The sequence below is a fragment of the Streptomyces sp. NPDC052773 genome (assembly GCF_044547145.1).
In the GTDB taxonomy this organism is placed as follows: Bacteria; Actinomycetota; Actinomycetes; order Streptomycetales; family Streptomycetaceae; genus Streptomyces.
The window spans coordinates 71,897-83,816 of the sequence record NZ_JBITZX010000011.1 but is presented as its reverse complement, the minus strand read 5'-3'; the positions used below and the strand labels follow the sequence as shown (position 1 = coordinate 83,816).

Sequence of the window (11,920 nt, the reverse complement as noted above, 5' to 3'; positions counted from 1 at the left end):
ATGCAGACCATCCGCAGCACAACCCATCCAGGTGGAACAGAAACGGCGGACGAGGCGGACGACGACGCCGAGCGGACGCGTTCAGGGCCGGGGAGGGACCTGAACGCACTGCTCGCGGGCGCCGCCACCGCCGTCGGGGGGCTGGGCGCGCTGCTCACGCTCACCGGCTCGGACTCGCCGCTGCGCGGCCCGTTCGCCCTGTTCTTCCTGCTCGCGGCACCGGCCGCGGCGATCGCCGCCGCGCTCACCGGACTCGAACCCTTCGGCCGCGCCGTCGCCTCGCTGGCGGGCGCGGTCGTGGTCGACATGCTGGTGGCCCAGACCCTGCTCGCCACGCACCAGTGGTCGGTGCGCGCCGGGCTGGTGGCCGTGACCGTGTTCAGCGCCCTCGTTCTCCTGCCGGTCCTTCTGCGCCGGCTCAGCGGACGTACACCGAAGAGACAGGGCCAGTGACGTGGACATCAACGTGTACCGCCCCGGCGAGCTGACCGCCGCCGACCGGGCGGCGTGGACCGCCCTGCAGGCCAAGGCGCATCTGCACGGCGCACCGGAACTGGCGAACCCCTTCCTGTCGCCCGAGTTCGCGCTCGCGGTGGGCAGGTACCGGCGCGGGGTGCGGATCGCGGTGGTCCGGGAGGGCGGCGAACCGGCCGCGTTCCTCCCGTTCCAGCGGTCCGCCGCCGGGGTCGGCCGGGCCGTCGGGCTCGGCGTCTCCGACGCGCAGGGCGTGGTGCACCGGCCCGGGTTCACCTGGGACGCCCGGGAGCTGCTGCGCGCCTGCGGGCTCGCCGTCTGGGAGTTCGACCATCTGGTGCGGGGCCAGCGGCCGTTCGAGCCATGGGTCTCCGGCACCTTCCCGTCCCCGGTCATGGACGTCGACCAGGGCTACGACACCTATCTCGCCGGGCTGCGCGAGCGTTCGCCGAAGTTCACCCGGACCACGCTCGCCAAGGAGCGCAAGCTGGACCGGGACACCGGCGGGCTGCGCTATGTGCACGACGAGCGCGACCCGGCGGCGCTGCGCACCCTGATGGAGTGGAAGTCGGCGCAGTACCGCCGCACCGGCCGCAGCGACCGCTTCGCCCAGAACTGGATCACCGGCCTGGTCCACCATCTGTTCCACACCCGCACCGACCGGTTCGCCGGGAACCTGTCGGTGCTGTACGCGGACGGCCGTCCGGTCGCCGCCCACTTCGGGCTGCGCAGCGAGCGGATCCTCGCCTGCTGGTTCCCGGCGTACGACCCGGCGTTCGCGAAGTACTCCCCGGGCCTGATCCTGCATCTGCGGATGGCCGAGGCCGCCGCGGCCGACGGCATCGCCCATCTCGATCTGGGCCGGGGCCAGAAGGAATACAAGGAGTCCCTGAAGACCCGCGACATCGAGGTGTCCGAGGGATGGGTGACCCGCCGTCACCCGGTGGCGCTCGGGCACCGGGCACGCCGGGCCCCGGTGCGGGCGCTGCGCAACGCCGTGGTGTCCCGGCCCGGACTGTTCGAACCCGCCGACCGGCTGCTCAAACGGGTGGGAAAGATCCGCTCAGGTCGGCAGTAAGGGAAAAACCAACAAAAATGTGAGACCTGGTTGCAGGTCTTGCCATAGTGGTTCAATCATCAATACCGTCGTACATCTCACCCGCATCGGACCATCGCCCAGCGGCTCAAGGGGAGGGCTCAGGGCCGTAGGTGGTACCGGCGCGGGGCGCGGTAGGGGGGTGCCGTACTCGGTCGGGCGTGCGTGCCTGCGCACGTGCCGGTGCCGAGGCGTGCCGCGCAACCGGCTGCTGCCGTTCTTCCGGCGCCGGTGAGTTATGCCAGTGACAACCCCCCTTTCGAACCGGACACACAGCCGGGCCGCCCAGGGGCGGGCGGCCCACCGGACGAGAGGGAACCGAACCCATGAGCTCAGTACTGCGCCCGGCGTCCACGGGCCAGGAGCCGGCCAGGACCACCGCCTACCGGCCGATCTCCTCTCACCTGGCCATCGCGCCACCGGTGAGCGTGGTGATCCCCGCCATGAACGAGGCGGAGAACCTGCCGTACGTCTTCAAGACCCTGCCCGCCTGGATCCACGAAGTGGTCCTGGTCGACGGCAACTCCACCGACGACACCGTCGAGGTCGCCCGTGAGCTGTGGCCCGGCGTGAAGGTCGTCCGGCAGCGCGGCAAAGGCAAGGGGGATGCCCTGATCACCGGGTTCGCCGCCTGCACCGGCGACATCATCGTGATGGTCGACGCCGACGGCTCGGCCGACGGCGGCGAGATCGTCTCGTATGTCTCCGCGCTGGTCTCCGGCGCGGACTTCGCCAAGGGCTCCCGCTTCGCCAACGGCGGCGGCACCGACGACATGACCTTCGTCCGCAAGCTCGGCAACCGCGCCCTGTGCGCGGTCGTCAACCGCAAGTTCGGCGCCCGCTACACCGACCTGTGCTACGGCTACAACGCCTTCTGGCGGCACTGCCTGGACGAGATCGACCTCGACTGCACCGGCTTCGAGGTCGAGACCCTGATGAACATACGGGTCGTCAAGGCGGGCCTGAAGGTGCAGGAGATACCGAGCCACGAGTACCTCCGCATCCACGGCACCAGCAACCTCAGCGCCGTGCGCGACGGGCTGCGGGTGCTGCGGGTGATCCTGCGCGAGCGCTCCAACCGGCGGGCACTGCGCCGCCGTACGCACACCTCCCCGATGCTGGACGCGGTGCGGGGAGAGGCGTCTTGAGCGGGGCGGGCAGCGGGAGGGACAACGGGACGGACAGAGGGGCCGCGGACGGCCCCGGCATCTCCGTCGTGATCTGCGTCTACACCGAGGACCGCTGGGAGGACATCCTCGCGGCGGTCGCCTCGGTGCGGGAGCAGTCCCGGCCCGCGCTGGAGACCCTGCTGGTCGTCGACCACAACCAGGCGCTGCTGGACCGGCTGGCCCGGGAGTACAAGGAGGCCGGGGACGTGCGGGTGCTCGCCAACGCGGGCCCCCGCGGGCTGTCCGCCGGCCGCAACACCGGCATCGCCGCCGCGCACGGCGAGGTGATCGCCTTCCTCGACGACGACGCCGTCGCCGAGCGGGACTGGCTGCGCCACCTCGCCGAGGGCTACGCCGATCCGCGGGTGATGGCGGTCGGCGGCCGGACCGTGCCCGTCTGGGCGTCGGGCCGCCGACCCGTCTGGTTCCCGGAGGAGTTCGACTGGGTGGTCGGCTGCACCTACCGGGGCCTGCCGCCCGGCCGGGTCCGGGTGCGCAACGTGCTCGGCGGCAACGCCTCCTTCCGCCGGATCGCTTTCGACGCGGCGGGCGGCTTCGCCACCGGCATCGGCCGCGACGGCGACAAACGCCCGCTGGGCTGCGAGGAGACGGAGCTGTGCATCCGGCTCACCCGGGCGGTGCCCGGCGCGGTGCTGCTGATCGACGACCGCGCGGTCATCCACCACCGGGTGCCGGCCGGGCGGGAAGGGTTCGGCTACTTCCGCACCCGGACGTACGCCGAGGGCCTGTCCAAGGCGCTCGTCGCCCGCAGCGTCGGCGCGGACAAGGGGCTGGAGTCGGAGCGGCGGTACGCCACCCGGGTGCTGCCCGCCGGGGTGGCGCGCGGGCTGCGGGACGCCGTGCTGGCCCGGCCGGGCGGCGCGGGACGGGCCGGGGCGATCGTCGCCGGCGTGCTGACGGCGGCCGGCGGGTACGTCGTGGGGAGTGTGCGGGCGCGCCGGGGCGGGGCCACGTTCTCCGTGGCGCCGATCGAGGGGGAGAGCAGATGACCGCGGACGCCGGTGTGCCGATCCTCATGTACCACGCGATCGACACCGACCCCAGCGACGCCACCCGCGCCCTCTCGGTCACACCGCGGGCGTTCACCGACCAGATGGAGGTGATCGGCGGCCTTGGGTTCACCCCGGTCACCGCCGCCGACCTGGCCGGCCGCTGGCGCGAGGGCCGCCCGCTGCCGCCCCGCCCGGTGCTGGTCACCTTCGACGACGGCTACGCGGGCGTGTACCGGCACGCCCTGCCCGTGCTCGCCAAACACGGCTTCCCGGCCACCCTGTTCGTCTCCACCGGCTGGATCCGGGGCGCCCACGAGACCGGGGGCGCCCCGGACACCATGCTCGACTGGGACCAGGTGCGCGAACTGGCCGGCACGGGCGTGGAGATAGGCGGCCACAGCCACAGCCATCCGCAGCTCGACCAGCTCGGCGACGACGCGCTGCGGTTCGAGCTGACCCGCTGCCGGGACCTGGTCGCCGACGAGCTGGGCGCGCTGCCGGTGTCGTTCGCCTACCCCTACGGCTACTCCGACCGCCGGGTGCGCCGGCAGGTGCGGTCGGCCGGGTTCGCGCAGGCGCTCGCCGTCGCCAACGACCTGGCCCGGCGCCGCCAGGGGCCGTACGCGCTGCGCCGGGTCACCGTGCGCCGCAGCACCGGTATCGAGGAGTTCGGGCGGCTGGTCGAGGGCCGCGCGATCGGCCGTACGTTCGCCGCCGACCGTGCCCTGACCAAGGGGTACGCCCTGGTCCGCAGAGTCCGACAGGTCCGCCGGAAGGCCATCCGTTCCCGTGTCTGACACGACCACCACAGCGCAGGCGGGCAGCGACGCCCGGCCGGAGCAGCCGCCGCCCGAGCGGCCCGGCGGCGGCCGGCTGCTGCGCAACGCCTACGCGCTGATGCTCAACACCGGGATCTCCGCCGTGCTGGGCCTCGGCTTCTGGCTGGCGGCGGCCCGCTACTACTCGGAGTCGGCGGTCGGCCAGGGCTCCGCCGCGATCGCCGCGATGAAGCTGCTCGCGGGGCTGACCGCGGTGACCCTGACCGGTGCGCTGGCCCGGTTCATCCCGGTCGCCGGGCGCACCACCGGGCGGCTCATCGCCCGGACGTACGCGGGCAGTTCGCTGGTGGTCGCGTCGGCGGCCGGGGGGTTCCTGCTGACGCTGGACCTGTGGGGGCCGTCGTACGCCTTCCTGGCGGGGCCGGTGGGCGGGCTGGGTTTCGTGGTCGCGGTGGTCGCCTGGAATCTGCTGACCCTTCAGGACGGGGTGCTGACCGGGCTGCGCAGCGCGCTGTGGGTGCCGGTCGGCAACACCGCGTTCTCCGCGGTGAAGCTGGCGCTGCTGGTCGCCTTCGCGGCGGCCGTCCCCACCACCGGGGTGTTCGTGTCGTGGGTGGCGGCGATCGCCGTCTCGGTGCTGCCGCTGGGCTGGCTGGTGTTCCGGCGGCTGGTGCCCCGGCATGTGCGGGCGACCGAGAACCGGGCGGCGCCGCCGTCCCTGCGGGAGGTCGGCCGGTTCCTGGCGGGCGACTACACCGGCTCGCTGTTCTCGCTCGCCGTGGTCTATCTCGTCCCGGTGATCGTGGCCGCGCAGGTCGGCTCCGAGGACAACGCGTACTTCTACATCACCGCCACCATCGGCGGCACGGTCAACCTGCTCGCCATCAACATGGGCGCCTCGCTGACCGTGGAGGGCTCGCACGCACCGGGCCGGCTGGCCGCCGACACCCGCGCGGCGCTGCGCCGGATGGCGAGGATCATGCTGCCGGTGTGCGCGGTGCTGTTCTTCGGCGCGCCGTGGATCCTCGGCGTGTTCGGGGCCGGTTACGCGGACGCGGCCACCCCGCTGCTGCGCTGGTTCGCGGTCGGGGCGCTGCTGCGGGTGGTGATGGAGACGTACTTCGCGGTGCTGCGCGCCCAGAGCCGTACGGCCGGACTGGCCTGGCTCCAGGGCCTGCTGTGCGCCCTGGTGCTGGGCCTGACGCTGCTGCTGCTCCCGCGGATGGGGCTGACCGGGGCGGGTGTCGCGGAGATCGCCAGCCTCGCGGTGATCGTGGCGATCGCCGCGCCGCGGCTGTACCGGATCGTCCGGGCGCCCGGCGCCGGGCGTCCGGAGGGGGAGGCGCCGGGCGGTGACCTCGCCGGGCCGGGGGCGCGTGAGGTGCCGGCCGCGCCCGCGGCCCGCCGTCGCGGTCCGGGCTGGGCGCTCGACACCGACACGCTCGCTCTCGGGGTCCGTGTCGACTTCGACCATCTGGAGCGCCGCCCGGACGTGCGCCCGGGGCCGGGTACGCCGCCCGCGGGCGTCCCGGTCGTGGCGGACGCGGAGGTGGCGGACCAGGGGGTGGCGGACCAGGGGGTGGCGGACCCGGGGGCGGCGGACGCGGAGGTGGACGCGCCGTTCGAACGGGACGCCGGGCACCCGCTGGAGCAATCGGAGAAAGAGGAAGCGTCCGAGCCCGTGCAGCCCGCCGAAGCGGCGGTTCCCGCGCCGCCACCGCCCCCGTCGTCGCCACCGCCCTCGTCGTCGCCGCCGTCCTGGCGGGAGCGGCTGACACCCACCCGCCTCGGGGTGGTCCTCGGCTGTCTGCTGGTCGCCGCGCTGCTGCTGTACTGGGTGCCCGCCGCCCGCCTCGGCGAGGCCGACCTGGACCGGATGGGCGGGCTGGGACTGATCTCGGTGCTGCCCGCCCCGACGCTGGCCGGCGCCGGGCTGCTGGTGGTGGTGTTCGCCTCGCTGCTCCGGCCGGGCCGCGAGCACCGGGCGCTGCTGCTGGTGACGCTGCTGGCCACGGTGGTGTCCCTGCACGCGCTGCCCGCGGTGATCGAGACCGAGCCGCGGTTCGCGACCGCCTGGCAGCATCTGGGGTTCCTCGACCACATCGAGCGGACCGGGACGGCCGTACCGGATCTGGACGCGCGGTGGAGCTGGCCGGGGTTCTTCGCGGTGGCCGCGTTCGTCGCCCAGGCGTGCGGGGTCGACGACTTCACCGAGGTCATCCGCTGGTGGCCGACGCTGATCCAGCTGCTCTGCCTGGCGCCGATGTTCCTGCTGGCCCGCTCGATGCGGGCGAGCTGGCGGGCCAGGTGGACCGGCGTGTGGATCTTCGCGCTGAGCGGCTGGGTGGGCCAGGACTACTTCTCCCCGCAGGGCTTCACCTATCTGCTCTACCTCGTGTTCGTGGCGATCCTGCTGGTGTGGTTCCGCGCCCCGCGCGTGATCTGGACGAAGCGGCGGCCCGGCGAGGCGGAGACCGAACCGGTGAACCGGCGGCAGCGGACGGTGCTGCTGCTGGTGGTGACCGGTCTGTTCCTGGCGAGCGTGCCGGCCCATCAGCTGACCCCGTTCGTGATGCTGGGCGTGGTCACGGTGCTGGTCCTCGTCGGGCGCTGCGAACTGCGCGGGCTGCCACTGCTGTTCGGGGTGGCGGTGGTGTCCTGGATCGGCTTCATGGCGGAGCCGTACTGGTCGGGGCACTTCGACGAGATGTTCGGCGGGATCGGCGGCATCGGCGGCAATGTCTCCTCGTCGGTGTCCGGCCGGATCGAGGGCGGCAGTTCCACCCACAAGCTGGTGCTGTACGCGCGGGTGGCGCTGGCCGGCGGGGTGCTGGCGTTCGCCTGCTGGGGCTGGTGGCGGCGGCGCGGGCACAGGTACCGCGAACGGTCGCTGCTCGTCCTCGCCTTCGTGCCGTTCCTCGGCTTCGGCATGCAGTCCTACGGCGGCGAGATGGCGCTGCGCGTCTTCATGTTCGCCCTGCCCGGCGCGGCCCTGCTCGCCGCCCTCGCGCTGTTCCCGCGCGCCGGCGTCACCGCGAAGGAGCGCGAGAAGGACCGGGCGAGCCTCGCCCCGCCGGCCGCGCTGCTGGCCGGCCTGGTCCTCATGGGCGGCTTCCTGGTGGCCCGCTGGGGCAACGAGCCGTTCGAGCGGATCCGGTCCGGCGAGGTCGCCGCCATGGAGTACGTGTACGCCCACGACGATCCGAGCGTGCGGCTGCTGTGGCTGAGCAACGACACCTTCGAGAACGTGACCCCGGCGATGCCGTGGGGGGCGCGGGACATGGAGAAGGTGGAGTATCTGCCGACCCTGGCGCCGACCGATCCGGTGCTGGTGTCGGGGCTGGTGAAGGCGCTCAGGGACGCGGGCCCGAACTCGTATCTGATGGTCAACCGCAGCCAGGTCACCTATCTGGTCATGGACGTCGGCTACGCCCCCACGTGGGAGCCCCGGCTGGTCGAGAACCTGGACCGGCGGCCGGAGCTGCGCAAGGTCCTCGCCAACGAGGACGTCACGATGTACGCGCTGCGCGAGCGGCCCGCGGGTGAGGTTCCCGAGCCGGATCCCGGCCCGGCCGGTCCGCGGGTGACCTGGACGCCGTGGTCGGTGGTCGGGGCGCTCGCGGCGGTGTCGCTGCTGGTGCTGCTCTCGGCCCGGGAGGTGATCCGGGTCGCGGTGCGGCCGGGGGTGCGGCAACTGCGCGCGCTGCAGAGCCTTTTCTGGTTCTCGCTGCCGCTGCTGGCGGTGCTGGCGGCCTCGCTGGTGCAGCGGTTCCTGACCATCAAGTGAGGGCGCGAGAGACCCCTTAGCTAGCGCGTCAGCCAGGTGACCTCGTACGCCTGGAGGTCGACGGTCCGGCCGTCGACCTTCGCGGTCAGTGCCCGGTCGCGGGTGTTGACGACGAGGACCGTGCGGTCGGTGGCGAGGACGCGTACGTCGTCGCCGGAGACGGGGACGTGCTCGTAGCGGGTGCCCGGCGGGAACGCGGCGGCGAACCGGGAGACGAGGCCGTACATCGGCAGCTCGCCGCCGCCGTCCGCGCCGTCGGTCGGCGTCCACAGGCAGCCGGGGCACTCGGGGCCCTGCTCGGCCTGCGGGTTCCAGTAGAAGCCGGAGGTGGCGCCGCCCTTCGCCATGGCGATCATCCCGGCGGCCTGGACGGCGACCCGGCGGGTCTCGGACCAGCCGTGGCGGTGGTCGTCGCCGTCGGCGGGCTCGACGTAGTACTCCGCCCACCACAGCGGCAGCGCGCCGCCGGTCTGCCGGCGCACCCACTCCCCCACCGCGGTGAACTTGTCGGTGGCGGCGAACTCGTCGGGCAGCAGCTCGTCGTCGCGGGTGTAGCTGGAGCCGTCCACGACGACGAAGTCGGCGCCCGCCTTGTGCCGGTTCCAGTAGGCGAAGGCGTCCAGCACCCGCCGGTCGAGGGCGCCCCACGGTCCCTTCAGCGCCGGGGAGGCGTGCTCCTGGCGGGGGTCGAGGCTGTCCATGACCAGGTAGGGGCCGCCGACCATGATGTCCTCGTCGACGTCCTTGAGCGCCCGGTACACGAGGTTGTACATCCGGGTGTAGCCCTCGTGGTCCCAGCGGTGCTCGGCGTCGTTCCAGAAGCCCTTGAACTCGTTCCAGACGATGAAGTGCCGTACGTCCGGATAGCGCTTGGCGACGGTCGCGGCGAGCGCGGCGAAGTCGTCGTAGTGCTCCGGCTCGGGCGCCGTCTCCAGGGCGGCCTGGCTCCAGTCGGTCTCGGCGCCGGCCTCGCCGCCCTTCATCCAGTCCGGGGCGCAGCACAGGGTGATGACGGGGGTGGCGCCGGAGGCGCGCATGAAGTCGACCCGCAGGTCGAGGGCTTCGAAGTCGTAACGCCCCTGCACGGGCTCGGGGTTGTCGGCGCCCCAGCCCATGATGTGCTGGTTCTGCGGCAGCCCGGCGCCCTTCAGCCGGTCCTCGACGCGGGCGACGGCCCGCGGGCTGCCCTCGTCGGCGCTGAACCGGGTGTGCGTGAAGCCCCAGCCGACGTCGGGGCGCGAGCGCCCGGGCGGGGTGGCGGGCGTGCCGTGCACCTGGTCGCCGTCGGGTGAGGTGCCCTCGGTGGCGGGGCCGCCGCCGGGCAGTGTGCCGACCAGGGTCACCAGCAGGGCCACGACGGCCGCCGACACGCCGAGCAGCGCGGCCAGCCGCCACCGCCGTGCCCCCGCATCCCACCCATGTCGTCCCATCGAGGGCAACAGTAACGGCGGAGGCGGGCGCCCGGGCAGATGTCGTGAAGAAGCAACGAAGGGGCGGGTAAAGGCAGGTAAGGGGCAAGACGGGGCGAGGGGCACGGAGGCCGACAGTCCGCGGCGGGCACCGACACTCCGGCGCGGAGACGGACACTCCGGCGTGAAGGCGGACACTCCGGCGCAGAGGTGAACACGCGGGGCGCACGCCGACACTCCGCGCGCACCTCGGAAACCGGGTGCACGAGGCGGCCCGGTGCCCGATCATGGCGGCATGTCCGCGAACCCACACGACGCACTGCCGATCCGGCTCAACGTCGACGACAGCGACTCACCGGCCGATGTCGTCGACGCGCTGTTCCTCGGCCGTTTCGCGAAGGGCGAGCAGCCCTACTCGCACGCCGTGAACATCGACCGCGTCCGCTCCGGGGCGACCCTGCTGCCGCCGGACGCGCGCGTGCTGCGGGTCGCCCGCGACGACGACCGCAGCGCCACCCTCGCCGAGGGAGACGGCTGGACGGTGCTGGTCTCCCGCTGGAACCGGGGCGCCGACGTCACCGTGACGGCGACCAGCGCCGACCTCGCGGCGAAGGTGCTGAGCGAGGCGACCGACGGCGCGGCGGACGAGCCCGAGCCGCAGCCGGAGAACGTCACGATGGGCTTCTGGTACGTCTCCCCGAGGCGCGGCCCGCACCGGACGACCCGGCAGATCTCGGCGGGTACGTGGGAGGAGGTGCGGGCGAACTACACGGCGCCGGTCGCGGAGGCGATGGACCGCCTGATGAAGACGACGCCGGAGGACATCGCCGGCCGGCTGCTCCTGCTGCACGGCCCGCCGGGCACCGGCAAGACCTCGGCGCTGCGCACCCTGGCCCGTTCCTGGCGGGACTGGTGCCAGGTGGACTGTGTGCTGGACCCGGAGCGGCTGTTCAGCGACGTGGGCTATCTGATGGACATCGCGATCGGCGAGGAGGACGCGGCGGGCAAGGGCCGCTGGCGGCTGCTGCTGCTGGAGGACTGCGACGAGCTGATCCGCGGCGAGGCCAAGCACACGGCGGGCCAGGCGCTGTCGCGGCTGCTGAACCTGACGGACGGGCTGCTGGGCCAGGGCCGCAACGTCCTGGTCGGCGTCACCACCAACGAGGACCTGGAGCGTCTGCACCCCGCCGTGGTCCGCCCCGGCCGCTGTCTGGCCCGGATCGAGGTGGGGCGGCTGACCCGGGCGGAGGCGGTGAACTGGCTGGGCACCGACGAGGGCATCGGCCGGGACGGGGCGACGCTGGCCGAGCTGTACGCGCTGCGCCGCGGGACCTCTCCGGCGTCGCTGCCGGAGCCGCGGGGCGGGACGGAGGCAGGGCTGTACCTGTGATGCTTTGATGGGGGTATGCCCCTGTATGTCGGCACGTCGGGATGGCAGTACAAGGACTGGAAGGGCGTCCTGTACCCAGCGGAGGTGCCCACCCGGCGGTGGCTGGAGGAGTACACGCGGTGGTTCGCCACCGTCGAGATCAACAACGCGTTCTACCGGCTGCCGTCCCGCGAGACGTTCGAGACGTGGCGGGAGCGGGTGCCGGACGACTTCGTCGTCGCGGTCAAGGCCAGCCGGTATCTGACCCACATCAAGCGGCTGAAGGACCCCGAGGAGCCGGTGGAGCGGCTGCTGACCCACGCGGCGGGTCTCGCCGGCCGGCTGGGCCCGGTGCTGCTCCAGCTGCCGCCGACGCTGCGGGTGGACGCGGCGCTGCTGGACGCGTGCCTGCGCTGCTTCCCGTCGTCGGTCCGGGTCGCCGTCGAGCCGCGGCACGAGTCGTGGTGGACGCCGGAGGTCCGCGACGTACTGACCTCCCGGGGCGCCGCCCTGTGCTGGGCCGACGTCCTCTCCCGCCCGGTCACCCCGCTGTGGCGCACGGCCGACTGGGGTTACGTCCGCTTCCACCAGGGCCGCGCCCGGCCCTGGCCGCGCTACGGCCGCCAGTCCCTGGAGACCTGGCTGCGCCGCATCGCGGAGGCGTTCGACGACGGCCGGGACGTGTACGCGTACTTCAACAACGACCCCGGCGGAGCGGCCGTCGCGGACGCGGCGGCCTTCGGCCGGCTGGCCGTCGCCCGGGGCCGCACGGTGACGCGGACCCCGGCGGGGGTGACGGGTTCGCCCGGCCGGTGACCCGCGGT

At 73.4% G+C, this 11,920-nt stretch carries 9 protein-coding genes; 8 read left to right on the top strand and 1 reads right to left on the bottom strand.

Features of this window, described 5'->3' with window-relative positions; genetic code table 11:
- From ACIG0D_RS23875 to ACIG0D_RS23850, 6 genes are all read left to right on the top strand, one after another.
- Entirely contained in the window at positions 1-453 is a 453-nt protein-coding gene (locus ACIG0D_RS23875; protein ID WP_399804303.1) for a hypothetical protein, read from the top strand.
- A gap of 1 nt (position 454) precedes the next feature.
- Positions 455-1,552 (top strand): GNAT family N-acetyltransferase, encoded by a 1,098-nt coding sequence (locus ACIG0D_RS23870; RefSeq protein WP_399804300.1) that lies wholly within the window; start codon positions 455-457, stop codon positions 1,550-1,552.
- Positions 1,553-1,896: 344 nt separating this feature from the next.
- Positions 1,897-2,718, top strand: coding sequence for a glycosyltransferase family 2 protein (locus ACIG0D_RS23865; protein WP_399804297.1), 822 nt, complete (start codon positions 1,897-1,899; stop codon positions 2,716-2,718).
- A gap of 59 nt (positions 2,719-2,777) precedes the next feature.
- Entirely contained in the window at positions 2,778-3,749 is a 972-nt protein-coding gene (locus ACIG0D_RS23860) for a glycosyltransferase family 2 protein (protein WP_399804732.1), read from the top strand.
- The gene (locus ACIG0D_RS23855; protein ID WP_399804295.1) at positions 3,746-4,549 is read left to right on the top strand and encodes a polysaccharide deacetylase family protein; all 804 of its coding nucleotides are present in this window, start codon (positions 3,746-3,748) and stop codon (positions 4,547-4,549) included. The genes ACIG0D_RS23860 and ACIG0D_RS23855 overlap by 4 nt, the downstream gene beginning before the upstream one ends.
- Positions 4,542-8,318, top strand: coding sequence for a lipopolysaccharide biosynthesis protein (locus ACIG0D_RS23850; protein WP_399804292.1), 3,777 nt, complete (start codon positions 4,542-4,544; stop codon positions 8,316-8,318). The genes ACIG0D_RS23855 and ACIG0D_RS23850 overlap by 8 nt, the downstream gene beginning before the upstream one ends.
- Positions 8,319-8,338: 20 nt before the next feature.
- Here ACIG0D_RS23850 and ACIG0D_RS23845 read toward each other — a convergent pair whose 3' ends face one another.
- Entirely contained in the window at positions 8,339-9,748 is a 1,410-nt protein-coding gene (locus tag ACIG0D_RS23845; RefSeq protein WP_399804289.1) for a xylan 1,4-beta-xylosidase, read from the bottom strand.
- Positions 9,749-10,022: 274 nt separating this feature from the next.
- Between ACIG0D_RS23845 and ACIG0D_RS23840 the strand changes: the two genes are divergently transcribed.
- On the top strand, positions 10,023-11,117 hold the full coding sequence (locus ACIG0D_RS23840) for a DUF5925 domain-containing protein (RefSeq protein WP_399804286.1): 1,095 nt from the start codon (positions 10,023-10,025) through the stop codon (positions 11,115-11,117).
- Positions 11,118-11,132: 15 nt separating this feature from the next.
- The gene (locus ACIG0D_RS23835; protein ID WP_399804283.1) at positions 11,133-11,912 is read left to right on the top strand and encodes a DUF72 domain-containing protein; all 780 of its coding nucleotides are present in this window, start codon (positions 11,133-11,135) and stop codon (positions 11,910-11,912) included.
- Positions 11,913-11,920: the final 8 nt, after the last annotated feature.

Bases quoted from the DNA above. Each gene is read 5' to 3' on its own strand.
- ACIG0D_RS23875 (WP_399804303.1), top strand. From the start codon at position 1: ATGCAGACCATCCGCAGCACAACCCATCCAGGTGGAACAGAAACGGCG.
- ACIG0D_RS23865 (WP_399804297.1), top strand. From the start codon at position 1,897: ATGAGCTCAGTACTGCGCCCGGCGTCCACGGGCCAGGAGCCGGCCAGG.
- ACIG0D_RS23855 (WP_399804295.1), top strand. From the start codon at position 3,746: ATGACCGCGGACGCCGGTGTGCCGATCCTCATGTACCACGCGATCGAC.
- ACIG0D_RS23845 (WP_399804289.1), bottom strand. From the start codon at position 9,748: ATGGGACGACATGGGTGGGATGCGGGGGCACGGCGGTGGCGGCTGGCC.
- ACIG0D_RS23840 (WP_399804286.1), top strand. From the start codon at position 10,023: ATGTCCGCGAACCCACACGACGCACTGCCGATCCGGCTCAACGTCGAC.
- ACIG0D_RS23835 (WP_399804283.1), top strand. From the start codon at position 11,133: ATGCCCCTGTATGTCGGCACGTCGGGATGGCAGTACAAGGACTGGAAG.